The organism is Paenibacillus sp. Y301, from assembly GCF_059445505.1.
Genome location: NZ_JCAIUL010000002.1, coordinates 36,224 through 60,771 on the forward strand (window position 1 = coordinate 36,224; position 24,548 = coordinate 60,771).

Annotated in this window: 24 protein-coding genes; 22 read left to right on the forward strand and 2 right to left on the reverse strand. The window is 40.4% G+C overall.

Annotated elements, in window-relative coordinates:
- Position 1 precedes the first annotated feature (1 nt).
- The 18 genes from AC1D69_RS03620 (at position 2) to AC1D69_RS03705 (ending at position 18,896) form a co-directional block, all read left to right on the forward strand.
- Positions 2–457, forward strand: a complete 456-nt coding sequence (locus AC1D69_RS03620; protein ID WP_495454799.1) for a hypothetical protein — start codon at positions 2–4, stop codon at positions 455–457.
- 41 nt (positions 458–498) lie between these two features.
- Positions 499–1,650 carry a transglutaminase domain-containing protein gene (locus AC1D69_RS03625; RefSeq protein ID WP_495454800.1) on the forward strand — a complete coding sequence of 384 codons (1,152 nt, stop codon included), beginning with the start codon at positions 499–501 and terminating at the stop codon, positions 1,648–1,650.
- 265 nt (positions 1,651–1,915) lie between these two features.
- Entirely contained in the window at positions 1,916–3,319 is a 1,404-nt protein-coding gene (locus AC1D69_RS03630) for an ABC transporter substrate-binding protein (RefSeq protein WP_495454801.1), read from the forward strand.
- A gap of 93 nt (positions 3,320–3,412) precedes the next feature.
- A complete protein-coding gene (locus tag AC1D69_RS03635; protein ID WP_495454802.1) occupies positions 3,413–4,303 on the forward strand; it encodes a carbohydrate ABC transporter permease in 891 nt (296 codons plus the stop codon).
- Between the two features lie 233 nt (positions 4,304–4,536).
- Entirely contained in the window at positions 4,537–5,370 is an 834-nt protein-coding gene (locus AC1D69_RS03640; RefSeq protein ID WP_495454803.1) for a carbohydrate ABC transporter permease, read from the forward strand.
- A gap of 59 nt (positions 5,371–5,429) precedes the next feature.
- Positions 5,430–5,735 (forward strand): hypothetical protein, encoded by a 306-nt coding sequence (locus AC1D69_RS03645; protein ID WP_495454804.1) that lies wholly within the window; start codon positions 5,430–5,432, stop codon positions 5,733–5,735.
- 463 nt (positions 5,736–6,198) lie between these two features.
- The gene (locus AC1D69_RS03650) at positions 6,199–7,188 is read left to right on the forward strand and encodes an ABC transporter ATP-binding protein (RefSeq protein WP_495454805.1); all 990 of its coding nucleotides are present in this window, start codon (positions 6,199–6,201) and stop codon (positions 7,186–7,188) included.
- Positions 7,185–8,165, forward strand: a complete 981-nt coding sequence (locus AC1D69_RS03655) for an ABC transporter ATP-binding protein (RefSeq protein WP_495454806.1) — start codon at positions 7,185–7,187, stop codon at positions 8,163–8,165. Before AC1D69_RS03650 ends, AC1D69_RS03655 begins: the two co-directional genes overlap by 4 nt.
- An 84-nt stretch (positions 8,166–8,249) precedes the next feature.
- A complete protein-coding gene (locus AC1D69_RS03660) occupies positions 8,250–9,911 on the forward strand; it encodes an ABC transporter substrate-binding protein (protein ID WP_495454807.1) in 1,662 nt (553 codons plus the stop codon).
- Between the two features lie 30 nt (positions 9,912–9,941).
- Positions 9,942–10,946: an ABC transporter permease gene (locus AC1D69_RS03665; RefSeq protein WP_495454808.1), complete on the forward strand. Its 1,005-nt coding sequence runs from the start codon at positions 9,942–9,944 to the stop codon at positions 10,944–10,946.
- 9 nt (positions 10,947–10,955) lie between these two features.
- Entirely contained in the window at positions 10,956–11,855 is a 900-nt protein-coding gene (nikC, locus tag AC1D69_RS03670; protein ID WP_495454809.1) for a nickel transporter permease, read from the forward strand.
- A 139-nt stretch (positions 11,856–11,994) separates the two neighbouring features.
- Positions 11,995–12,156 (forward strand): sigma factor, encoded by a 162-nt coding sequence (locus AC1D69_RS03675; protein WP_495454810.1) that lies wholly within the window; start codon positions 11,995–11,997, stop codon positions 12,154–12,156.
- Between the two features lie 27 nt (positions 12,157–12,183).
- On the forward strand, positions 12,184–13,362 hold the full coding sequence (locus AC1D69_RS03680) for an anti-sigma factor (protein ID WP_495454811.1): 1,179 nt from the start codon (positions 12,184–12,186) through the stop codon (positions 13,360–13,362).
- A 20-nt stretch (positions 13,363–13,382) separates the two neighbouring features.
- Positions 13,383–13,916 carry a GNAT family N-acetyltransferase gene (locus tag AC1D69_RS03685; protein WP_495454812.1) on the forward strand — a complete coding sequence of 178 codons (534 nt, stop codon included), beginning with the start codon at positions 13,383–13,385 and terminating at the stop codon, positions 13,914–13,916.
- Positions 13,917–14,093: 177 nt separating this feature from the next.
- Positions 14,094–15,503, forward strand: a complete 1,410-nt coding sequence (locus tag AC1D69_RS03690) for a deoxyguanosinetriphosphate triphosphohydrolase family protein (RefSeq protein WP_495454813.1) — start codon at positions 14,094–14,096, stop codon at positions 15,501–15,503.
- 47 nt (positions 15,504–15,550) lie between these two features.
- Complete coding sequence (locus AC1D69_RS03695; RefSeq protein ID WP_495454814.1) at positions 15,551–16,513, forward strand: TRM11 family SAM-dependent methyltransferase; 963 nt, start codon at positions 15,551–15,553, stop codon at positions 16,511–16,513.
- Positions 16,514–16,694: 181 nt separating this feature from the next.
- Positions 16,695–17,102: a CopG family transcriptional regulator gene (locus AC1D69_RS03700; protein ID WP_495454815.1), complete on the forward strand. Its 408-nt coding sequence runs from the start codon at positions 16,695–16,697 to the stop codon at positions 17,100–17,102.
- A gap of 18 nt (positions 17,103–17,120) precedes the next feature.
- Positions 17,121–18,896, forward strand: a complete 1,776-nt coding sequence (locus AC1D69_RS03705; protein ID WP_495454816.1) for an ABC transporter ATP-binding protein — start codon at positions 17,121–17,123, stop codon at positions 18,894–18,896.
- Positions 18,897–18,962: 66 nt separating this feature from the next.
- On the opposite strand, the gene AC1D69_RS03710 is transcribed toward AC1D69_RS03705, so the two are convergent.
- Positions 18,963–19,934, reverse strand: coding sequence for a D-2-hydroxyacid dehydrogenase (locus tag AC1D69_RS03710; RefSeq protein WP_495454817.1), 972 nt, complete (start codon positions 19,932–19,934; stop codon positions 18,963–18,965).
- 404 nt (positions 19,935–20,338) lie between these two features.
- On the opposite strand from AC1D69_RS03710, the gene thpR reads away from it, so the two are divergent.
- The 3 genes from thpR to AC1D69_RS03725 all read left to right on the forward strand — a co-directional run bounded on the left by thpR (position 20,339) and on the right by AC1D69_RS03725 (position 22,385).
- Positions 20,339–20,926, forward strand: coding sequence for an RNA 2',3'-cyclic phosphodiesterase (thpR, locus tag AC1D69_RS03715; protein ID WP_495454818.1), 588 nt, complete (start codon positions 20,339–20,341; stop codon positions 20,924–20,926).
- Between the two features lie 86 nt (positions 20,927–21,012).
- The gene (locus AC1D69_RS03720; protein WP_495454819.1) at positions 21,013–21,807 is read left to right on the forward strand and encodes a cell wall hydrolase; all 795 of its coding nucleotides are present in this window, start codon (positions 21,013–21,015) and stop codon (positions 21,805–21,807) included.
- 83 nt (positions 21,808–21,890) lie between these two features.
- Positions 21,891–22,385: a hypothetical protein gene (locus AC1D69_RS03725; protein ID WP_495454820.1), complete on the forward strand. Its 495-nt coding sequence runs from the start codon at positions 21,891–21,893 to the stop codon at positions 22,383–22,385.
- Positions 22,386–22,406: 21 nt separating this feature from the next.
- Here the strand turns inward: AC1D69_RS03725 and AC1D69_RS03730 are convergent, their stop codons facing one another.
- On the reverse strand, positions 22,407–23,567 hold the full coding sequence (locus AC1D69_RS03730; RefSeq protein WP_495454821.1) for an MGDG synthase family glycosyltransferase: 1,161 nt from the start codon (positions 23,565–23,567) through the stop codon (positions 22,407–22,409).
- A 312-nt stretch (positions 23,568–23,879) separates the two neighbouring features.
- Between AC1D69_RS03730 and AC1D69_RS03735 the strand changes: the two genes are divergently transcribed.
- A complete protein-coding gene (locus AC1D69_RS03735) occupies positions 23,880–24,473 on the forward strand; it encodes a TetR/AcrR family transcriptional regulator (protein ID WP_495454822.1) in 594 nt (197 codons plus the stop codon).
- Positions 24,474–24,548 lie beyond the last annotated feature (75 nt).

Consider the following 24,548-nt stretch of genomic DNA (forward strand, 5'->3'; position numbering starts at 1 on the left):
AATGGACGTACAGGTATGGACTGATTTTCTGCAGCAAAACTGGCTAGTTATTATTATTGCCCTCGTTGTGCTCTTTGTCGTTCTCAATCTAGTGAAGACCATGGTGAAATGGGTACTTGCGATTGTTATTGTGGCAGGATTGCTTATTTATAGCGGAATCTCTTTAGATCAGATTGGAGAGGTTGTCACAACGGTAAAGGATGAGACGGTTAACACGGTAAAAAGTGAAGCTATGAATATGATGTTAAAAGAAGCTAAAGATGCTAAGTATACAGAAAATGCTGATGGAACAACGTATACGGTTACTACACCTAATGTAAGATTGGAAGGCACGAAGGGAACTGAAACGGTAGAGGTTACGTTTAAAGGAGTACCCTTGGGACAGTGGAAAGTTAATGATACGATCATAACGTTCGTTGAGAGTGCACAGAGTAACAGATCAACCACTGCTAAGTAAATAGTTCATCCCTGTATATAAATAAAGGGGAGATTAATAGCGTGTTCAATTCATGGTTTCAAAGTTTGCAAGATTTTAATATAGTCACGATTATTTTATTGTGTATTCTAATAGGGTCATTATTCCAAGGTTGGCGTAGGGGGGCTTCTAGTTCAGCAGGAAGGTTGTTTAGCATGCTGCGTGGAGTTGTTCTTACGCTACTTGGCTTAGCCATATCTGTGCCATTCACGATCTGGTTGTCCAGTAAAGTTCAACTGTGGCTTACGGATTATGGTACAAAGATACCAAGTGGAGACTTAAATGGGTGGGAACAAGTCTATTATACATTTATGACGTTTATGGCTAATTTTCCATTAATGAGGTTCGCAGTGTTGTTTATCGTGAGTTATTTATTTATCCGACTATTATTCGGTATACTCATCTCAATATTATTTAGTGGGCGAATGTCCTTCTTCTCTAAAAATAAAGGGAGACCAGCCAATTTGCTTAGTCGCGTAGCGGGATTAGGTATCGGTGCAATCATGGGTCTGGCTCGTAGTATTGTGGTTGTTGCCATTCTATTTATTTACGTTTCGTTATATCCAACGAGTACTTTCAGCCAACATGTCGAGGCGTCGCCAATCTATCAAGATGGTGCGCAGATGATTATTGAACCTTTATCGGGGAATCTAGTGAAAGAAAAGCTACCCGTGTTTACGAAGGCAGTAGAACATGAATTAGGCGGCATTCTACAGCAAAAGTATGACATTATCGATCGATCCGTTCCGGCAGATGTCGAACAAGCTGCTGAGAAGATCGCAGGTCAGTCTAAGAATGAAGAAGAGAAAGCTCGACTGTTATATGAATGGGTAGGCACAAGAGTTACCTATGATTATAGTAAAGTGGATGATTATGAACAAAAAGGAATATGGCATGAACAGACACCCAAGGATACGTTTGATACGAAACTAGGTGTATGTATCGATTATGCGAGATTGTATGCTGTGATGGCACGATCACAAGGTCTCAAAGTCAAAGTGGTTACTGGGCTTGGGTATAATGGGCAAGGTGGTTATGGACCACATGCATGGAATGAAGTGTTTATAACGGATAAGAACCAGTGGATCCCTCTAGACCCTACTTGGGCAAAAAGTGGGAATTGGTTCAATCCTCCTAAGTTTGCCGAGAGTCATGTGGAGGAACAGACATTATAATCAAATATTCAGCTTTGTAAGAACACCAACTTCATATTTGCGATAATCAAGAGAATTGCCTTAATTAAGGTGGTTCTCTTTTTTTGTTTAGATAGTATTTCTCTGTATGAATAGGGAGGAGTAATTCTAAATTATACGTTGTCTGATAAATAGTTTGAATAAAGGTATCGATATATAAATATGTTAAATAACACATAAAGAAAGCGAATACAAAGATAGTGTTCATATTTACGATTAGTAACAGCCAAAAAAGGAGGGGAATATCATGTCAAACGGTAAAAGGAAGTTTGTACTTATCGCAACTACTTTGTTGTGTACTTCTTTATTATTTGGCTGTACGAACACCAAGGAAAAGACAGCAGAAGGTAATACAGGGACAGGGGAGAAGAGTAGCACAACGACAAAGAAAACCATCACGATTACATATAGAGATGACGGAATTGGAGAAGAGGGAGTGTTCTATAAATGGATTAAAGAACTCTCGGCCAGTTATCCTAACAAAGATGTCGAAATTAAGCCGACACCTATTCAGGCATCTGAAGGAGATTATTTCGCGAAGATCGCGTTAGCACTGAAATCGAAGGATACGGCGCCAGATATTGTAACGGAAGACACCTTTATTTTGAATTCGGATGCAAGCGCAGGATTCCTTGAACCCTTGGATGAACGATTAAAGGCTTGGGAAGATTGGACGAATGGTTCCTTTATTGAGGCTATGAAAAAGGGAGTCACGGCGAGTGACGGCAAAGTATACGGTGTGCCTTATAATACGGATTCCAGAGGACTCTGGTATAACAAAGAGATTTTTAAACAAGCAGGTCTTCCGGAAGATTGGCAACCCAAGTCATGGGATGATGTCTTAAATACAGCAAGAACAATCAAGGAAAGGGCAGGTCAGGATATTGTTCCGATCTGGATGAACATGGGCAAGGCTACAGGAGAGGCTACTTCCATGCAGACCTACGAAATGTTGCTCTATGGAACAGGGGATCGACTCTATGATGATGCGAGTGGTAAATGGATTATTAAAAGTCAGGGGATATTGGATGCACTGAGCTTTATTGAGCGTGTTAATAAAGAAAAACTTGGTCCACCGTTATCTAAAGTATTGAATGGGCAAGCAGGAAATACCTCTGCCCGTGAATATTTACCTAAAGGCAAACTTGCTATTTCATTAGATGGTTCATGGATATCAGGTAATTATTTTGAGAATGGTGCGGCACCATGGCCGGAATATAAGGACGTATTAGGATTTGCTCCAATGCCAACCAGCAAAGGGCAAGAACCGGGATCTATCACCTTAGCTGGAGGTTGGGCATTGTCGGTTCCAAGTAACGCCCAACACAAAGATGAGGCATTTGATTTCATCACATATGCACTCAATAAAGAGAATACTCAGAAACTTGTGATTGCATCCGGAAATATAACGGTCCGGGCAGATGTTGCGAAGGATCCGGAATATACCAAAATGCCGTTTAATGAAATTGCGACGGAATACTTAAAGAATGCTGAATTCAGACCAGCACAGGACAAATACCCTGAAGTGTCTACACAAATACAAACCATGGTTGAATCTGTGGCTACGGGTACGTCTCCAGCGGATGCGATGAAAAAATATGCTCAGGACGTAACAAGAATTGCTGGCAACGATCAAGTGATGGAAAAATAAATGACTAAGCTTACTTAAGCTGTCCTAGTAAATAGGGGCTTAGGTAAGCCGTTTTTTCTCATTGATCTTCAGCGTGCGGGAGGAGAACTTTGCATGAGTAGTTTGACAGTTGATGTTTCTTATAAGAAAAGAAAAACATATACGTGGCTCTATTTTTTACTACCATCAGTAGCTATCATGCTTGTGTTTTTTATATATCCTATTTTGTTAACGTTTTACTATTCCTTCACTAATCTAGCGTTAACTGGTGAAGCTGCAAAAGAGCTGAAATTTGTCGGGTTTGATAACTATATTCGCATGTTCGAAGATCCAACGGTTAGAGTTAGTATATGGAATACATTGATCTTCCTGATTGGGTCAGCTGTTATTGGTCAACAAGTATTAGGATTTCTTATTGCGCTCTTGATGAAGCATAAAAATAGGATGTTTCGGCGTGTAATCGGTACGATTGTGTTAGCAGGTTGGGTAACCCCTGAGATTGTGTGTGCTCTATGTTTATATAGCTTTTTCGGAGATGATGGCACGCTTAATTCAATCATTACATTCTTCGGGATTCCTGAAGTCACTTGGCTATATACCGTTCCTATGGTCACTATCATACTTGCGAATATCTGGCATGGTACGGCATTTTCTATGCTTATATTTCAAGCTGCACTAGATGATGTGCCAAGTGAGATTGAAGAGGCAGCTGTTGTAGATGGTGCTTCTAAATGGCAAATTCTCATGAAGATCATCATTCCATATATTAAAGATACGATTACCACGAATATGATGCTTGTGACACTGCAGACGCTGGGAGTATTCGGACTGATCTATGCGATGACTGGTGGTGGACCTGGAAACTCCACGACAACATTGCCTATCTTTATGTATAATCAAGCATTTGTTAATTATCAATTAGGATATGGAACCGCGATATCTTTATTGCTACTGCTTATTGGTATTGTGTTGAGCTTGTTCTATATTCGCTCGATGAAAGAATGAAACTGAAGTAACCTCACAAAACTAAAGATTATGCTTCCGAAGGGAGTTTTGTTTGAAGAATTATCGTAGAAGTAATGCTCACAAAACTAAAGATAATGCTTCCGAAGTGAGTTTTGTTCGAAGAATAATCGTAGAAGTAACGCTCACAAAACTAAAGATAATGCTTCCGAAGTGAGTTTTGTTCGAAGAATAATCGTAGAAGTAACGCTCACAAAACTTTGAGGAGAATTCATATGAATACGAAACAACGTTTAATCATTTATCGACTCATGCCGTATATGATTCTAGCCTTGATTGGGATCTGTTTCTTATTACCTCTACTATGGGTCCTTGTCGCATCCATCGACCCCAATGCGATGCAAACTCTTAAAGTACCCGATCGTATTACTGGAGCCAACTATATTGATGTGATCACGAATGGTGTGAATCAACGTGCATTCATTATTGGTCTTATTATGTCAGTTGGCCAAGCTGTCATCGTGGTTATATTAGCATTACTGGCGGCGTATCCTTTGTCCCGATATCAATTGAAATATAAAAAGTCTTTCATGCTAACGATATTATTTATGACATCCTTACCGATTACAGCTGTTATGGTTCCTGTCTATCAATTGTTCTTAAGTATAAAATTATACGATAACATTTTTGGCGTCATTTTATTCTTTGTAGCATCATCTATGCCCTATGGTATTTGGATGCTAAAAAACTTTATGGATGCAGTACCAAGTGACTTGGAAGAAGCGGCTTGGATCGATGGTGCCTCTGTCTTAGTGGGCATTCGAACGGTGATCGCACCTTTAATGGTTCCGGGAATTTGCACGGTAGCCATCTTTACATTCTCCGGAAGTTGGGGAAACTTTTTTGTCCCGTATATCCTATTGCAGACACCTGAGAATTTCCCAGCTTCTTTGAAATTGTACCAATTCTTTGGACAATATGGTATGGCAGACTACGGTAAGTTAGCGGCATTTTCTGTGATATACGCGGTTCCTTCAGTAGTCTTGTATATCCTCTCACAGCAGTATATGTCCAAAGGGTTCGGACTGCAGGGTGGGATGAAAGGATAATGGGGAGTCCACCTAGAACCATATATGAATGATCATTCAAAGAAATTTGGAGGTACCTTATGATGAAGAGTAGGAAAGTCTGGATTCTCATAATGTTAACTTTACTTCTTATATTACCCTTAACTGGCTGTGTTCCTGGAGATGGAGAGAACACCGTTGATCATCCAGCAGGATTTTTTTGGGGAATATGGCATGGGTGGATTGCACCGATCTCATTAATCATCGGATTATTCAAAAGTGATATTCGTATCTACGAAATAGCTAATATTGGCTGGTGGTACGATCTTGGTTTTTACATTGCTATCATTAGTGGATTTGGTGGAGTTTCATTATCTCGGCGCAAAGGTAAAAATGATCGTCATTAAGTGTACAGTTATGAACCAATGATTGAAATTCATCTTAAGAGGATTAGAAAGAGTGTAGCTACCTAAGCTATGCTCTTTCTGTAAGAAGAGAAAATTATGATAGGTTAGGGTAAGAAGAGAATTTTGTCGAGGAAGTAAAACTTTGTACTAATATGTCAATTAAAATAACATAGATAGACAAATTTTGCTGAGTTTTCAATTATAATTAAAAAAATCTTGTGTATATTCATATTATAATGCTATGTTATTGTTTAAATAAGGAAAAATAAATATATTTTAATCTATTAATGATATTTTAAATAACATGCATATAACATCAAAGGTAAATATATCTGCATTCCCACCAAATATTTAATCACACATACTTCTACCACACACACTACACACAACATTTACCCATTTGCATATCATCTTAGATTTGACATAGGAAGTATCCATTTAGATCGGAAAAGGGGTCTAGCCTATGAATATACCTATTCTACAAATTAAAAATTTACGTACACACTTTTTTATGGAGCGCGGAGAGGTTCCGGCTGTTGACGGGATAGATCTTCACGTGAACAAAGGAGAAGTTCTAGGTATTGTGGGTGAATCGGGCTGCGGTAAGAGCGTGACTTCTCTTTCTATATTGAAGCTAGTTCCTGAGCCACCTGGTAGAATCGTTGACGGATCGATTTTGTTTAAAGGGAAAGATATTGTCCAAATGAAAGAACGAGACATGCGAAAAATTCGTGGAGATGCTATTTCTATGATTTTTCAAGAACCCATGACATCGCTCAACCCGTTGTTCACGATAGGCCAGCAGATTACGGAAACGATACGTCTACATCGGGATAGCAACCGTAAAGAGGCTAGGCTTCATGCAATTCAGATGCTTCAAAAGGTAGGAATATCAAGGCCCGAAGCGGTCATTGATGAATATCCACATCAGCTATCAGGTGGAATGAGACAACGTGTTATGATCGCGATGGCGATAGCATGTCAGCCTGAGGTTCTAATCGCTGATGAACCAACAACAGCACTAGATGTAACCATACAAGCGCAAATATTAAATCTAATTCGAGGTCTAAATGAGGAGTTAGGAACAGCAGTTATGTTAATTACACATGATCTAGGTGTGGTAGCTGAGATGTGTCACCGTGTTGCGGTTATGTATGCGGGTAAGGTCGTGGAAGAGGGAAGTGTGCATGATATATTTAATCATCCACTTCACCCATATACACAGGGATTAATTCAATCTGTTCCACGTATGAACGAGACTAGAAAAAGACTATACTCCATTCCAGGAAATGTACCCATTCTTAGCAGTCATATGACAGGATGCCGATTTACTGCACGTTGTCCTTATGTGATGGAGAAATGCCACGAATCTCTTCCAGAGTTAGTAGAACGAGAAACTCAACATCGTTGTAGGTGTTGGCTTCATGATGAGCCGCAGGAGGATGCTGTATGAGTGAGAACTTATTGGAAGTACATAATCTCAAGAAATACTATCCATTACCAAAGCGATTATTTAGTAGAACACAAGCGTATGTCAAAGCTGTAGATGATATTTCTTTTAACGTAAAAAAGGGAGAGACCTTTGGGTTGGTCGGGGAAAGTGGTTGTGGCAAATCAACTACGGGACGCTCGTTATTGCGATTAATTGAACCAACAGAAGGACAGATATGGTTCGAGGGTCAGAATATTTCACAGCTTTCCTCAGAAGAATTACGAAGGAAGCGAAGGGATATGCAAATCGTATTTCAAGATCCATTCTCCTCATTAGATCCACGCCATTCCGTGCAACGGATCCTTGAGGAACCTCTCATTGTTCATGGGGTAGGCAACCGAATAGAGAGGCAATCCATTATACAAAGGCTTATTGATGTTGTTGGACTGACCTCATCCCATTTACAACGTTACCCTCATCAATTCTCGGGTGGTCAACGGCAACGTATAGGAATCGCTCGTGCTCTTTCGCTTCAGCCGAAATTGATTGTGGCGGATGAGCCCGTCTCTGCACTAGATGTTTCGATCCAATCTCAAGTAATCAATCTGATGCAGGATCTACAGGATGAATTCGGATTAACCTATATATTTATTGCACACGATCTTAGTGTGGTCAGGCATATTTGTGACCGTGTGGCCGTGATGTATTTAGGTAGAATTGTGGAAATGGCAGACAAGGAGTCGTTGTATTCTAATCCGCAGCATCCATACACTCAGGCATTATTATCGGCTGTTCCTGAGCCGAATCCTGATATAAAGAAAGAGAGAGTCATCTTACAAGGTGAGGTGCCGAGTCCAGCTAATGCACCCATCGGGTGTGCATTTCACACACGTTGTCCGAAAGTGATGGATGTGTGCACCACGCATCGCCCAGATCTGGTGACTAGGAACAACGTGGAAGGTGACCATCGTACAGCTTGTCATTTGTATACGATCTAGTTCAAGCGTTATTCAATGCTGAGCATCATGTTCAGCTGAATATAGGATTCATACTATGTGTTCTACAGAAAGGGCGTTATAGAGATGAAGAGATGGATGACACTTGCACTGGTATTATCATTCAGTACTGTGGTTGCATTATCTGGTTGTAGTAGCAGTAATAAAAGTAGCACACCGACACCAAGTAATTCTCAGACGACGCCTGAACCAGCCCCAACGGAACCGACAGCTTCTAAGGGACAAGACACAATGATTTTTGGACGAGGTGGCGATTCTGTAGCACTAGATCCCGCTATTGTAACCGATGGAGAATCTTTGAAGATTGGACATCAAGTATTCGATTCTCTACTCGAATACAAGGAAGGCGTGACAGAAGTACAAGGAGCCTTGGCTGAATCGTGGGAAGTAACACCCGATGGATTGAATTATACATTTAAACTACGTCAAGGAGTAACATTCCATGATGGCACCGAATTTAATGCGGATGCTGTTGCCTTTAACTTTAAACGTTGGGACGACCCGAAGAGTGAATATAAATTCGAAGGTGACTCATTTGACTACTATGATTCCATGTTTGGTACTGAAGGCAGTCGTGTCATTAAAGAAATAAAGGTGATCGATCCGTATACGATTCAATTTATTTTGAACCAGCCACAAGCTCCATTTCTCCAAAATATCGCGATGACTTGCTTCGGTATTGCTAGTCCGAAGGCGATCCAGGAGAAAAAAGAAAATTTCAAGAGTGACCCTGTAGGAACAGGACCTTTTGTATTTAAAGAATGGAAACGAAATGACTCCATTACACTTGAGAAGAATCCGACCTACTGGAAAGAAGGGCTACCTAAATTAAGTAAAGTCGTTGTCCGCTCGATTCCGGATAATTCGGCACGTTTCAATGCATTACAGAATGGTGAGATCGATCTTATGGAAGATTTGAATCCGGATGATATATCAGTATTGGAAAGTAACTCAGCGCTTCAAAAGATTGAAAGACCGTCATTTAACGTGGCTTATCTTGGGTTCAATCTGAAACAAAAACCTTTTGACGATGTCAAAGTAAGACAGGCGTTGAACCATGCCGTTAACAAACAAGGAATTATTGAAGCTTTCTTTGCGGGTCAAGCGAAACCAGCGGTTAACCCTATGCCTCCAACGCTATGGGGACACAATGACAGCATTCAAGATTATCCGTATGATCTAGAGAAAGCTAAGCAATTGCTAGCGGAGGCTGGTTACCCGGATGGACTGCCTGAGGAAGTAACTATTTATGCGATGCCTGTATCTCGTCCCTATATGCCAGATGGGAAGAAAGTTGCTGAAGCGATCCAAGCTGATTTTGACAAGATTGGTGTCAAAGTCAAAATTGAATCACCTGAATGGGCAACCTACCTAGATGATTTGAAGGCTGGAGAAAAGGATGATATCTATATGCTAGGTTGGACAGGAGACAACGGGGATCCGGATAACTTTATTTACACGTTGTTGGACAAAGATACAATTCCCGGTAACAACCGTAGTTTTTATGTAAATGAAGACCTTCACAAGATCTTAGTTAATGCTCAGAAAGAAGTAGATCAAGGTAAACGTTCTGAAATGTATATGGAAGCACAAGTGATTATTAAAGAGGACGCTCCTTGGATTCCGTTGGTGCATACTACACCAATCCTTGCAGGAAAGGCGAATTTGAAGGGATATGTTCCTTCTCCGACAGGTTCTGAAGCCTACAGTAACATTTATTTTGAATAATACACAATACACCTGAGTGGGTGATCAATTTTGAACTCTTATATGATAAAGCGATTGATGGTCCTTATTCCTGTACTGCTGGGGATGACCATCATCGTATTCTCCATTATTCATGCTATACCTGGTGACCCCGCGGATACCATATTAGGGGATAAGGCAACGGAACAATCTAAAGAAGTATTGAGAGAGCAACTAGGACTAAACAAACCTTGGTTCCAGCAGTATTTTAACTATCTTGGGGATCTAGTTAAGGGTGACTTGGGAAGTTCTATCCGTACCAAACAGCCGATTGTCAAAGAAATCCTGCCTTATCTGGCGGCAACGCTCGAGTTAACATTTGCTAGTATGTTGTTTGCTATTATCATAGGTGTGAATGCTGGCATTCTTAGTGCGTGGCGACAAAATTCCTGGTTCGATTACATGAGCATGGTCATAGCCTTAGTAGGTGTATCTATGCCGATCTTCTGGTTAGGACTCATGGAACAATGGGTGTTCTCAATTAAGTTGCATTGGCTCCCTACAGGCGGGCGGATGGATCAACGTAACCCCATAGAATCGGTGAGTAATCTTTACATGATTGATGCCATATTGTCTGGGCATTGGAATCAAGTGTGGACCGTTATGAAACATTTAATTCTTCCAAGTATTGCGTTGGGTACCATTCCAATGGCGGTTATTGCACGTATGACGCGTTCTAGTATGTTAGAAGTGATGAGTTCAGACTTCATACGTACAGCTAGATCCAAAGGGTTATCTCAATTCCTTGTCGTGTATAAGCATGCGCTGAAGAATGCAGCAATCCCCTTATTGACAGTGATTGGTCTACAGACTGGGGCATTGCTAGGTGGAGCTGTACTAACAGAGACCATCTTTGCATGGCCAGGAGTGGGACGATATGTATTTGAGGCTATCAGCTCGCGTGATTATCCGGTCATTCAATCGGGTATTCTGATCATCGCTTTTATCTTTGTTATCATTAACTTGATTGTGGATCTTCTTTATTCTGTCATTGATCCACGCATCCAGTATAAATAAGGGGGTACCATGACACAGGCAACGGTTAGCACCCAAACCAGTAGTAACATTCCGACACAAGAAGAGGTATCAGGACCCTGGAGAGATGCGTGGAAGACTTTTCGAAAGAATAAAACAGCAATGATAGGGTTAGGCCTAATCGTGTTCTTCATTCTAATAGCATTGCTAGCACCATGGATTGCACCCTATGACTATAAAGAGCAACAATTGATGGAACGACTGCAATCTCCATCGTTAACTCATTGGTTCGGAACCGATGATTTGGGACGCGACTTATTTACACGTGTATTGTATGGAGCTCGTATTTCACTATGGGTTGGCTTCTTCTCGGTCATTGGTTCAGTTATTGTAGGAACAGCACTTGGGATATTGGCAGGTTACTATGGGAAATGGATGGATATGATCATCTCCCGGATGTTTGATATTATGCTTGCCTTTCCAAGTATCTTGCTGGCCATAGCCATCGTTGCGATCTTAGGACCATCCTTGCAGAATGCATTGCTCGCGATTGCTATTGTTAATATTCCTACGTATGGACGACTGGTTCGCTCCAAAGTGCTTAGTCTGAAATCGGAAGAATATATTACAGCAGCGAAGGCTATCGGGATGAAGAATGGACGTATTCTAATTAGTCATATTCTTCCGAACAGTATGACGCCAATCATCGTACAAGGAACATTAGGAATTGGTATGGCGATTATAGAAGCGGCAGCATTGGGGTTCTTAGGCTTAGGAGCACAACCCCCTGATCCGGAATGGGGCAAGATATTATCAGATTCACGCCAATTTATTCAAAAAGCACCGTGGACCGTTATTTTTCCTGGTATCTCTATTATGTTGACAGTACTTGGCTTTAATCTGATGGGTGACGGGTTAAGAGATGCGATGGATCCGAAGATGAAGAATTAATAAGGGATAGTTAAAGGGAAATCTTTCCATCTATAAATGGAGAGGTTCCTTTTTTTATTGAGAAATCTTTAGGGTGTAAGCATTATTGAAGTTGTAACTTTTTTGAATGTCATACGTTCATAGGGTGAGAGGAGTGAATATGAAGCCCAACACATTAGATGAAGTATATAGAAAATATATGATGGATGTTTATCGTTATTTGCGATTACTATGCCGGGATGAGGCTACTACAGAGGACTTGGTGCAAGAAACCTTTTATCGCACTTTAAAATATTGCTGTTTCGGGCTAGAGAAAAATTGAGGCGAAACCGTGAAAGGGGCGACCAACATGAGTGAGGAATTCAAGAGAAAGATGAAAAGTTATATGGAGGGTACTCTGTCAGAAGAGGAACGCAGCACTGTGGAGCAGGAATTAGAAAAGATGGAGCTTTATCATTCTTATATGGAAGAAATGATGAGTGACGGGGAAAAGACTGAAATTAAACATCCATCATGGAATTCAGATTCACCTCGTTTGAATGAAGCGAGGATTCTACGAAAAGGCAAATGGAAAGCAAGATGGAGCACTGCTTTCACTGTGATCAGTATGTTCTTGATCTTTACGGTGATTACATCGATCATTACAATGGTGTTTTATCAATGGGGTGAGCCTGATCGTGGGGAACAATATAGAGATATCGTTAGCTCTGTAATTAAGATTACCCAACCTAATATTGAAGTGAATTTAAGCAGTAGTGTTGGACCTTATGAGGGGATGAAACTTACGGGAGAGATTCGGAAGCGGGTGGGCGCTGCTCGACTTAGTGTGGGGGAGTTCTCAGGTTCATTCTTTTTCAATTCTTTACGCACATATGATTTTGCATGGAATGAGCAGGGACAATATAGTAACGCGATATTTCAGTTACCTGAATCTGAAGGATTCAATAGTGATGCTGACTGGAAGCGTCTGAACATGTTACCTGAGGGAACAGTAGCTGAAGCCTATGTGTCCTATCGTAAATACTTCACCACAGATGAGTTATTGTCACAGTTCAAGGACAAGAATTTAGAAGTTGTATGGTTCGCTGTAGATACTGGACCAAATAATAAATCAGGAAATAACAACGGAATCATTACTGAGCCGATTGGGTTTCCTAGCAGTCCTATGTGGCATTCGGATGATATGATGGTTACGAGCAGTACGGAAAGCAAGAAACAATGGGGAATGAAGGTAACGATGCAGTCATCGACCTTCCCATCTGTCGACGTTTACGGGAACGGTGACCTTCGTAACGCTAATTTTATGAAAACATTGAAGTTAATTCAACAATATCCATCCATTACGAGGCAGTTGGCACCTTTTTATGATATCGATGTTGGTATATCATATATTGAGGAGCATGGCGTGAGATTATACGGTGCTGTAGTGACTGGTCCTACAAAGGAATTATTGAAATTGAAAGATGATCCACATGTATCCAATATCCGTATAGGTAAAGTTACACTTTGGGATTGGAACAAAGAATAAGGGAAAGAGGGACTTTAAAGATGCTTAAAGATAATGAATTATGTATAAGACCCGTTAAGGAGGAAGACTTACATACGCTTTGGGAGTTAATATACAAAGAGAAAGCACCCGAATGGAAGAAGTGGGATGCGCCCTATTATGAACACAAAGCCATCTCATATGAAGAATATCTAAAGAAGAAACCGAAAGTAATAGATCAAGATGATTATTGGGTCATAGAAATGGAAGGTCAAGTTATAGGCATAGTTAGTTACTATTGGGAACATGAACCTTCTCATTGGCTTGAAATGGGGATTGGAATATACCGTCCTCAGTATTGGAGTGGAGGTTATGGGACAAGAGCACTTAAAATGTGGATTAATCATTTGTTTAATACATTACCCTTGGTACGAGTAGGTTATACGACTTGGTCAGGTAATCATAGGATGATCAAGGTCGGTGAAAAACTAGGTATGACGATGGAAGCAAGGCTTAGAAAGTGTCGGTATTATAATGGAGAATATTATGATTCTATAAGAATGGGTCTATTGCGAGAAGAATGGCAGTCAATCTGACATTATAATAGTGTTTTTCAATGGAGGCGCGATTAGGCGTCTTTTTTTATAAGGAAAAAAGATTTTTTTAGCCCAAATATGGGTATATTCTTATACACGATGCAAGAAATAGCTTATAATGGAGCATAATAATGAGATATATACTTACATGGATGATGGAGTAAGGAGAGACTACCTATGACACTGAAAGAGAAAAGAGAACATCGGCAATATCCCGAACAGACGAAGCTAGATGCTTCACGTGCCACCTATGAACGAGATTATTCAAGACTCATACACTCTCCGACATTTCGGAGACTTCAAGGGAAATCACAAGTATTTGGTGCGGGAACAGGTGATTATTATCGGACGAGATTGACTCATTCACTTGAAGTAGCTCAAATTGCCCGTGAAGCCTCCAGGAGTCTGTTACGTTCCTATCCAGAAGTCACTCTTGAAATGGCGGATAATCCAGGACTTGTGATCGACTCAGAAGTCGTTGAATGTGCATCTATTGCACACGATTTTGGACATCCTCCGTTTGGACACAAAGGGGAAGAAGTGCTGGATGGGATCCTCGAGCGTTTTATCGATGAGAAACTGAAGGCAGCAACGAAAGGGAAACATTCTTCGCCAGAACACCTCATGAAAGTACGCAGCGGGTTAAAGAAACAATATGAACATTTCGAGGGGAATGCACACAACTTCCGTCTGATTATGTTCTTGGAGAAAAGAGAGAACGTGGATGGGCTAAATTTATCGGATGCTGTATTGCTAGGCATTAACAAATACCCATATCCAGGTACTGTCCTTAAAAAGGGGATGTATCAACATGAGTGGGAGTATATCTCACAGATTCGGAAAAGTTGGGACATTCCTGACGGGAAGAAGACGTTGGAAGCTCAACTGATGGATTTATGTGATGATATTGCTTATTCAGCGCATGACCTGGAGGATGGGATTAAAGCTGGAAAAATCGAGGTACACGAGCATTTCTTATTTGACCCCTCTATTATTCGACTAATCGTTGAGAAGATAACGACGCTTGAAGATTTCTTCTGGGACGGATGGACGAAAGAACAAATACAGCCTAAGGTGGAAGAAGTGTTGACCTCCTTTTTGCAAGTATGGAAAGAGAAGATGCCGTTGTGTGAGAATGACTATTCACGAACAAGACGTGAAGTGAAAGCCTATTGGGTGAGCCTTTTCGTGAGTAATCTGGGCGTTATAGCGGATGGGAATTGGAAGAAAGTCACGTTTGTGAAAGACGACGCCGAGAATGAGGATATGTTACGAACCGTATGTGTATTGAAGAGTTTTGCATGGGTCACGATGATTAAAGATCTACGTGTACAACGTCTGCAAAAAAGAAGCGAATGGATTATCAAGCGTCTATGGGACGCATTCTTAGATCCAGAAGTGTCGAAATCGATCATACCGTCGGACTGGTTGCAACGTTATGAGAAAGATCAATTGAAGGATAAACCGATATGGACATGGGAGCACATGGTCATTGATTACATTGCAGGGATGACGGATGCCTTTGCTGAGAAAATATATAATGAACTGTATGGGCTAAAAGTTGGATCAATCTACGACTTAGATTAATACAGCAAAATAGGCCATCGCATACGTAGTAGGAGAAGAGAGGCTAGTTGGAATTGGATAGTATGAATGGCATAACCGATTTTACAAATAAATATATTTATACTTACGCTTGTCACGAAACAGAGCTTGATTTATGTCAGATGGAGATCCGCTCTCTGTTTGGCAAGGATGCGGACACTTCTACGTATATCTTGAGTTCTAAGGAGATTAATCCTAGCAGAAGCGCATTTATATCGATGCGGATAAATGTGTCGCATGCACAAAGTTCATTGGATCAGTTATGCGAAAAGTTAGGGGAAGTTGAGATCGGCGATGCTTCTTTTAAAGTGGTGTATATGAAGGCTGGGGATCCCTTTACTTATGATGAACAACGTTCTTTAGAGAGAAAGACGGGTGCTCGTATTAAAGGTACAGTTAATATGCGATCACCAGATGTACTATTTGGACTGATGGCGATCCAGGGTATATGGGTATGGGGGGAGTGTCAGTCCCCTTCGGAGTCTATTCGTCTTAAGCATAAGGACAAACCTCAGAATTATTCTACGGGTCTTCCTGTACATGTGGCGAGAGCATTAGTGAACATCGTTATTCCGAATCCGACAGAGGTGAGAGCCATTGATCCTTGTTGTGGTATGGGAAATGTGTTGATTGAAGCTTTATCTATGGGGATCGATATGGTGGGTTGTGATATTAATCCGCTAGCTGTAAAAGGAGCGAGAGTTAATCTTGCTCACTTCGGATATCCAGACGTTGTTAAATTGGGAGATATGAATAATCTAGTGGAAAAATATGACGCAGCCATATTAGATATGCCCTATAATCTATGTTCAGTGATATCGGAAGAAGATCAACTTCGTATGCTGAGGAGTCTGCGTAGACTCAGTAAACGGGCTATCATCGTATCTACACTTCCTGTGCAACATCTCGTTGAACAAGCTGGATTCCGTGTGATAGATCAATGCACAGTCTCAAAAGGTACATTTGTGCGAAATGTGTGGTTAGGCGAGTAATGAATTACAGTGAGTGGTTATAACGTAACAGTGGTAAGGATAGTGTCCTTTTTAAAAGAGGGCAGTATCCTTATTTTATTTTCGATTAAAAATAACTGGTAATATTATGAAATGTATATTACAATACCATCTATATGGATGGTATACAGATGTTTGAGAGATGGAAATTTGATATTAACCCATGGAGGCGAGTGTTATTTCAGAATCTGAGAAAGTAACAATTAACTTAGGAGCAGTGGATCTAGGACAGATCGATCTATTAGTAGACGAGGGGTTTTATTCTAACCGTACTGACTTTATCCGCCAGGCTATTCGGCAACAGCTTATCGTTCATTCTGGAGAAATCAAGCAAACATCAACGTACAAATATAGTGCGCTAGGGGTGTTCAAATATTCCTTGGATGAACTAGAAGTGTTGCAAAAGGGAAATAAGAAACTGGAACTGAAGGTGATCGGTACGCTAATCATTGATGAGAACGTACCACTTGAGTTAGTAAAGGAAACTTTCAAGAGTGTTAAGATATTCGGAATTATTAAAGCGCGACCAGACATCAAGAGTTTTTTACAGACTTTGCGCGATCTTTCCTAGAAAAGGGGGAATCGAGAAATGAATCAAGGTTCGACGATGCATAGGCTATTCTTGTATATGAAAAGGCAACGGCTATTGTATGCAGGTCTGACATTCACGATGTTGCTAGGTGTTGCGCTAGATTTATGGATGGCTTGGTTTCTGTCGAATGTGACGAATGCTGCCGCGAAGGGAGACATAGAGCGATGGCCATTCTTTATCGTTATAGGGGCTGTCGCACTATTCCTGTTAGGATTGAATTCTTATTTGGATCACTACTGGAAGACAAAGGTTTCTGTGAATATCCGTCAAGATATGCGGAACGATACCATGGAGCACTTACTTAAAGTGAATGTTCCATATCGAGATGATCATCATTCAGGGGAGTTACTATCTCGTCTAACAACGGACAATCAGGCTGTTGGAGACGGATGTGGGCATACACTGATGTCGGTAATTAAGAATCCTATTTTGATTGTTGCTTCGTTTGTATATCTACTACTAATTCATTGGCAATTAGCCTTAATCTGTCTGTCTATTGGTCCACTTACAGTATTGATCGGTGGCATATTTGGTAAATTAATGAGAACGAACACAGGGAAACTCCAGGAAGTACTAGGTCGCATGTCAGCTTTTCTACAAGATGTTCTTGTGGGAACATCTGTCGTCAAAACATTTGGTTTGGAACGCAAACTTTTACGTAAATTTACTCGTCAAAATGGTAACCTAGTTGATTTGGAAACTCGTGGCGGGAAGATTGAGGGTGCAGCGACTTCCGTGTCGAGCGTTTTTGGTAATCTTACCTTTCTAATTGCTATATTAGTTGCAGCTTTTTGGGTGGCTAAAGGTTCTTTAGAGGTAGGAGCCATGTTAGCTTTTATACAATTGATGAATTATTTAGTGGGACCGTTTATGCAGTTGCCTGGGCAATGGGCTTCTTTTCAAGGTTCCTTGGGAAGTGCGGATCGCATATTTTCTTTAATGGATGCACCAACTGAGGTTGAGAATCTACCCGAGGATAAAAAGGTGAATAAAGAATTTCGTAACTTAACTATAAATGAGGTTTCCTTTCAGTATTCAAGTTCAGGTCATCCTATTCTTGACGCTGTTAGTTTTGATGCCAGTGGGGGCGAAGTTATTGCAATTGTTGGGCCAAGTGGTGGAGGTAAATCCACGTTATTCAGATTATTACTTGGGTTCTACCCTATTCCAGATGGTGAGATTTCAATAGATGGTAATCTTATTAGCAATATGCCGCTACATGAATTAAGAAGTTACTTCGCGTACGTTCCTCAAGAAAACCATCTATTTACGGGTACAATTCGGGACAATATTGCCGATGGTAAAGCAGATGCGTCGGAAGATGAGATTATAGCTGCAGCTCAAAGTGCCAATGCGTATGATTTCATTATGGAGATGGAGGAAGGACTGGATACAGAAATCGGTGAGCGGGGAACTCGTCTGTCAGGTGGACAGAAGCAGAGAATCTCAATTGCGCGGGCCATATTACGCGATGCACCCGTGTTATTGCTTGATGAAGCAACGGCAGCCTTGGATAATGAAAGTGAACGTCTTGTACAAGATGCTCTGCTCACATTAATGAAAGGTCGAACGACGCTGGTCATCGCACATAGGTTGTCTACCATCACACATGCAGATCGAATTCTTGTCATGGAGAAAGGTAAGATTGTTGAGAGTGGCAACCATGCAGATCTTATGCGACAGGGAGACCGATACTATCAACTCTATACCACACAATTGAACACAAAGGCAGAGCAAGAGGACTTAAAGGTGGATGAAGTAATTTCAATTTAGATGAAATCACTATATAAATAGCCGAAGGGAGGCGGTTCCCATCGGCTATTCGTATGTTTACATCTTCTAGTATTTTAATTTGTAATTCACTAGATTTCTTGGGAGGTCTTTTCCTTCTATATAAGCTTTTAAGTTTTCTGTAAAAATATCAATGACCCGTTCATCGTAATGCTCTGTATTGCCCGCAATATGAGAAGTTACAATGACTTGGTTCATAGTCCACAGAGGATGATCTGCGGGTAAAGGTTCTTCTTCAAAAACATCGAGTCCAGCATACCGAAGAATTCCTTGTTCCAATGCGTTTAATAGAGCATCGGTTCTTACCGTAGGGCCACGTCCCACATTAATGAAACAAGCACCTGGTTTAACACTGTTAAATGCTGCTATATCAAATATGTGATGAGTTTCTTCGGTCAGGGGTAGAATATTAACAATATAATCGCTTTGTTGCAGTACCTCATGTAAGTTATCTATCGTATACATCGTATCTACATGTGGATCGGATTTACCAGAACGGCGTACCCCGAGTACATTCATTCCAAAAGCTTTTGCAATTCTCGCCGTTTCACTCCCGATTTCACCTACACCAACTATGGCGATTGTCTTACCGCGTAATTCTGGCAATGTCGCTGATCCGTCGGGACCAACCTTTGAATTCCATAGGTTTGTTTGTTGATTATGGATGGATTGTTGTATACCTCGAGTGAAGGTGAGAAGCATGGCAAAGATAGATTCTGAAATGGGTACCGCATGTACACCACTCGAATTTGTCAATAAGATACCTTTGTTTGAAAATTGTTCCTGAGGCATTTTATCTACTCCTGCAGACCAAGCTTGAATCCACTTTAATGGACTGTCCTCATGGAGAACGTCTTCTTCAATGGCTTTAGACCAACCTAGTAATACTTCAGCATTCCTCAGAAGTTCTGGATCCAGGTCCTTACTCTTTCCTACGGTGACGGTATAACCCGGAGCAATACGCTGAATTCGCTCAAGTTGCTCGGTTGATAAGTTATGCAGACTGACTATTTGATGCATGGTTTCAACCTCCTAAGAATAGATCATGAACATATCACATAAAAAGAATAACAGATTACATCGTAAATCGCATATTATCTGGGATATATTCAGAATTAACTCCTCGTAAAGGGTCATAATAGGAGTAATAAAAAATATTATCTTAGTCCAATTTATTCTAAAAGGTTACATTTAAATGGTAAATTATCAAAAAATACGAACACTCCGAAGCCTTGAGTTTATTGGACTTCGTTAAAAAATGTAATTATTTAGGTCACATATTTTTGCCGAAGTTGCTAGGGTTTTTTACCGACACCCATGAATTTGACGGCTTGAGCATTAGAACTGAAACAGCTATAATTACAAATGTTAGTCATTTCCCGATGATTAAATGGGTGATTGACATGGTATAGGGGTCTGATAAAATGAGAACAAATTTAACGAATAATAACGCACAAAGGTTATTTGTAGCTGTAAGGGTATCGGAATCACTACGACGAATGTTAGAGGCTGAGTGTAGTGATTGGAAAGAAACTACTTCTTTTCGCAAATGGACCTATTCGGAAGACTATCATATCACCTTGCAATTTCTAGGGGATGTGGAGGTAGAGAAAATTCCAGCTCTATGTGATTCTTTGCGACAAAGTGCAACTCAAGTTGCTCCCTTTATACTTGGAATTGGACCTTGGTCCACGTTTGGATTGACTGAATCACCAAGAGTGTTGTGGGCAAGTGTCACAGGTAATCTAGACCCACTTCTACGACTTCAACAAGTAGTAACTGAAGCTACATCAGTACATGGATTTCATAAAGAGGCACGTGAGTACCGGCCCCACATCACTTTAGCACGTAAATACGATGGGGAAACAGCATTTCAAGGACAGTTATTGCAAGCCGCAATCCCTTCCTTGGAGTCTTCACCTTGGCACATCAATGAATTTGTTCTATTCTCTACTAGAATGGGTTCTCAACCGATGTATGAAGTGGTGGAAAGGTTCACCCTACAACAATAATGTTTCGAAAATGATCAAAAGGGTTATTTAAAATCTATATTTTCGATTACATGTTTAGGGGAACGCCGGAATTTTAGGAGGTATATATGAATATCATTAGACAAAACCGCTGGTTTACACTCTTAATCGGTGTTATTTTAGTGTGTTTCTCTGCGATATATCTGCTGTTGCAGACAGAAAGTAAACAAGATAGAGGCGAATTGTACAAGCAGGTATCTATGAATGCAACACAGATTCATGGTTTTCAACCATTGTTAACATATACGATAGAACATAGTAAGCCATTCTATACGTTAGTTAATACACCAGAACCACAATCGGTTGTAACACCTAAGGGAGTAAAGACTGCTTCAGACCATGCAACCTTGAATAAGAAACAAGTAACGGAAACAGTTGTGGAAAAGAACATAACGACCGAGGTTAACGCTAAGCTCAATCCCCCCAAAGAACTATTCTTTACTCGGACCCAGCTGTTAAGTCAGAATGAGAAGGAACATTCGACTTGGCAATACACTGTCTCTGATAAAGAACTGCTAATGCTCCGTAAAATCGTGATGGCAGAAGCGGAAGGTGAACCGTACCAAGGCAAAGTGGCAGTTGCCAATGTTGTCTTAAACCGGCTACGGTCAGCTAATTTCCCCGATACTATATATAAAGTTATATATCAGAAATATCAATTTAGTCCTGTAGCTAATGGACGATTTGATCGTGTTAAACCTAATGGGGATACCATTCATGCGGTTAATGAGGCCTTAAATGGACGTAAAGAAGTTAGTGACGATACGTATTATTTCCTGTCACTAAAATTAGCTGATGATCTTACTGTTCATAACACACGTACATTCTATAAGACGATTGGCAATCATTCATTCTATAAATAGAACGATATTGTAGCCTTTATTAACTTTTCGCAATCCGTAGGCATATGTTATGTGGAGTAGCCTAAAGGAAGGCAGGAAAAGTTATGACTAATTTCATATCTGGTTATAGTTCAGGATTACGGGAAGCTGTATATGTTGAGCTGAATAGAATTATTCAAAGTGAGTATAGAGGCCTGTTGTATATTCAGAGGTTAGAAGATCTAGCACCAGCCAATCATAAGCATCACTTTCACAGTTCTGAAAAGAAGGAACGTCATGGAAGAATTGCCGATTTAACTCGTCATTATTATGCTCATATTGGATGCTATCCTTTGTTTGATAAGGTTGAATTCCCAGTGAATTATATCTTGGGGCTTGAACAGTCTTTAGATCATGCTCTAGTGTCTGCCAGGAATTATTCGGAATTACTACTCTCTAATCGTGATCCTTATATGCAGAGGGAATTATACAGGGCTGTGAATAGTGAGGTACGTTGGGCTACGCGTGTCAACTTCTTATATTCGAGTTATCTATATTCACAGAATACACATGGAACCAGTCTCAAACAAACACAAAGACAGCTCCCTACTAAGAGATAGTAAGGAGCTGTTTGGGGAATCTTATGGATTAGAGGCGGCTACCCAAGCCGTGGGGACATGGGATTGTTCAATCACCATATTTAAGACAGTATGTGCACAATAATCGGGTTGTAGATACGTCTCGTCTCGTTTCGGTTGTTGTCTACCAGCCTCGAAAGGGTTGTATTGTTGTGTGATTAGGTTGAACCATTGTTCAATCACTTCTGGAGAATGAATGGTTTCAGCAAAACCTTGGTTTACAAAAAAGCGACTATTCTGCTCTTCCTGACCTGGAATGGCTTGAAGGAATAACATTTGTATTCCTTTCGCGAGTCCTTCAGTACAAGTCATTCCACCTGGCTTCGTAATCAGTAAGTCGGATACATCCATGAGTTTGTTAATCTGGTGGGTATATCCGAGAATTCTGATGTTGGGATGATCAAACATCGGATTGTCCTCCATCTTCTCTAGAAGCTTCATATTACTACCCAAGCAAAAAATAAGTTGGATTCGGTCTGCCCAGGACGTTAACTGTTGAAGTAAATCTGGCTTCAAGTTTAGACCCCAACCTCCACTCATAATTAAAACGGTGGGCATATCCTTTAACTTTAATTCTTTACGAAGTTGGTCTTTATCTCCGACTTGCCAGAAATCGGGATGAACAGGTATCCCCGTTATTTGAATCTTGTCAGGTTCTACACCACGTTGGATCAGAAGGTTCTTAACCTTCGGTGATGAAGCTAAATATTGACTGACTTCAGAACTAATCCATGTACCATGAACATCATAGTCGGTGATCAGTGTAATCAGTGGTACATCAATCCCTTGTTTCTTTAATCTAGAAATGATCGTGTTAGGGATTGGATGTGTACATATAATAACGTCAGGTTTCAGTTGTGAAATGACTTGAGCAGCATGAGCATAGAAAATGCGATGAAGAGCAAGTTGTGTAAGTTTATTTAAGGACTTGTCATATTTATTCCTGTAGAACATGCCTACAATAGCCGGAGATGTATTTACAGTTTTACGATAAGCAGATAATATCCAAGGGCCAATGGTTGGATTTAAAAAATTACCTAGTTCAATAACTCTGCATTGTAAATGTGGATAAAGCAACTTCATTCCGTGGGCCAAGGCATGAGCGGCTTGCGTATGTCCTGTTCCGAAACCTTCCGATAACAGGAGTACTCTTTTTTTTCTCATGAGTTCACCTATTTCTTATTCGTTCTATATTTACACTTACAGAAATTAGAGCATTATTATGTAATTATGTATTTATTATAAGGGAGATGCAACCTTTTCTAAATAGACTTGAGGCGGTAGTTTTTCCTAGACCTAGGACGGGGGGAAGAATATACGAGTAAGTTCCCAGATAATTATTTTAAATTCATTCTTTTAGGATGAGGTTGATATTTAAAATAGAGCATGTTAAACTAACAAATGACTAAATGACCAATTGAGAAAACTGGTCATTAAAGAGAGTAACCATAATTAAAGGAGAGAGGAGGCGATAAAATGGCTGTGACGGATCGTCGTAAGCAAGTTCTAGCTTCTGCGGGTCAGTCATTTGCAACATTTGGATACAAAGCAACAACCATGGATCAGGTAGCTAAGATCGCTAACGTGGGCAAAGGAACGATCTATACGTTTTTTGCGAATAAAGAAGAGCTCTTTGATGAAATTCTGTATGGAGTTATCATAGATATGAAAGAAATTGCTGATCGTGAAATCAGTCGGGATAAGGAATTTTTTGATAATCTATACAGAGTTCTGGATCGTTTGCTGGAATTCCGTAGTGAGCATGAGTTGTTTATCAAGCTTTCGCATGAGGTACGTGATTTTGGAACCCCACAAGCACTTGAAGCGCTCGATAAAGTGGAGAATGTGATCTTGGGGTATATGGAGCGTGAGTTGCAGGCCGCTTTGGACAATAAGGAAATTAAGCCATGCGATCCTAAGATTGTAGCTAATGTGATATTGAGGCTCTACATTACATTAACAACAGAAACTCGAAAATCTTACGAGCCACTAAGTGAGAAAGAGATTAAGCGTTACTTTCGCTTGTTTCTCTCTGAAGGGTTGGCGGAAATAAGAGATCCCAACAGATAGGTTATGAATGATTCATAACCCCAAATAGTAAACATAGAGAAAAAAATTTCCTAAGGAAGCGGTGTGCATAAGTAG

What these genes read in the sequence shown, in the direction of transcription:
- AC1D69_RS03690 (WP_495454813.1), top strand. Translation starts at nt 14,094, where the DNA reads ATGACACTGAAAGAGAAAAGAGAACATCGGCAATATCCCGAACAGACG.
- AC1D69_RS03650 (WP_495454805.1), top strand. Translation starts at nt 6,199, where the DNA reads ATGAATATACCTATTCTACAAATTAAAAATTTACGTACACACTTTTTT.
- AC1D69_RS03680 (WP_495454811.1), top strand. Translation starts at nt 12,184, where the DNA reads ATGAGTGAGGAATTCAAGAGAAAGATGAAAAGTTATATGGAGGGTACT.
- AC1D69_RS03635 (WP_495454802.1), top strand. Translation starts at nt 3,413, where the DNA reads ATGAGTAGTTTGACAGTTGATGTTTCTTATAAGAAAAGAAAAACATAT.
- AC1D69_RS03655 (WP_495454806.1), top strand. Translation starts at nt 7,185, where the DNA reads ATGAGTGAGAACTTATTGGAAGTACATAATCTCAAGAAATACTATCCA.
- AC1D69_RS03700 (WP_495454815.1), top strand. Translation starts at nt 16,695, where the DNA reads ATGGAGGCGAGTGTTATTTCAGAATCTGAGAAAGTAACAATTAACTTA.
- AC1D69_RS03630 (WP_495454801.1), top strand. Translation starts at nt 1,916, where the DNA reads ATGTCAAACGGTAAAAGGAAGTTTGTACTTATCGCAACTACTTTGTTG.
- thpR (WP_495454818.1), top strand. Translation starts at nt 20,339, where the DNA reads ATGAGAACAAATTTAACGAATAATAACGCACAAAGGTTATTTGTAGCT.
- AC1D69_RS03710 (WP_495454817.1), bottom strand. Translation starts at nt 19,934, where the DNA reads ATGCATCAAATAGTCAGTCTGCATAACTTATCAACCGAGCAACTTGAG.
- AC1D69_RS03705 (WP_495454816.1), top strand. Translation starts at nt 17,121, where the DNA reads ATGAATCAAGGTTCGACGATGCATAGGCTATTCTTGTATATGAAAAGG.
- nikC (WP_495454809.1), top strand. Translation starts at nt 10,956, where the DNA reads ATGACACAGGCAACGGTTAGCACCCAAACCAGTAGTAACATTCCGACA.
- AC1D69_RS03675 (WP_495454810.1), top strand. Translation starts at nt 11,995, where the DNA reads ATGAAGCCCAACACATTAGATGAAGTATATAGAAAATATATGATGGAT.
- AC1D69_RS03725 (WP_495454820.1), top strand. Translation starts at nt 21,891, where the DNA reads ATGACTAATTTCATATCTGGTTATAGTTCAGGATTACGGGAAGCTGTA.
- AC1D69_RS03640 (WP_495454803.1), top strand. Translation starts at nt 4,537, where the DNA reads ATGAATACGAAACAACGTTTAATCATTTATCGACTCATGCCGTATATG.
- AC1D69_RS03730 (WP_495454821.1), bottom strand. Translation starts at nt 23,567, where the DNA reads ATGAGAAAAAAAAGAGTACTCCTGTTATCGGAAGGTTTCGGAACAGGA.
- AC1D69_RS03660 (WP_495454807.1), top strand. Translation starts at nt 8,250, where the DNA reads ATGAAGAGATGGATGACACTTGCACTGGTATTATCATTCAGTACTGTG.
- AC1D69_RS03645 (WP_495454804.1), top strand. Translation starts at nt 5,430, where the DNA reads ATGATGAAGAGTAGGAAAGTCTGGATTCTCATAATGTTAACTTTACTT.
- AC1D69_RS03685 (WP_495454812.1), top strand. Translation starts at nt 13,383, where the DNA reads ATGCTTAAAGATAATGAATTATGTATAAGACCCGTTAAGGAGGAAGAC.
- AC1D69_RS03620 (WP_495454799.1), top strand. Translation starts at nt 2, where the DNA reads ATGGACGTACAGGTATGGACTGATTTTCTGCAGCAAAACTGGCTAGTT.
- AC1D69_RS03735 (WP_495454822.1), top strand. Translation starts at nt 23,880, where the DNA reads ATGGCTGTGACGGATCGTCGTAAGCAAGTTCTAGCTTCTGCGGGTCAG.
- AC1D69_RS03720 (WP_495454819.1), top strand. Translation starts at nt 21,013, where the DNA reads ATGAATATCATTAGACAAAACCGCTGGTTTACACTCTTAATCGGTGTT.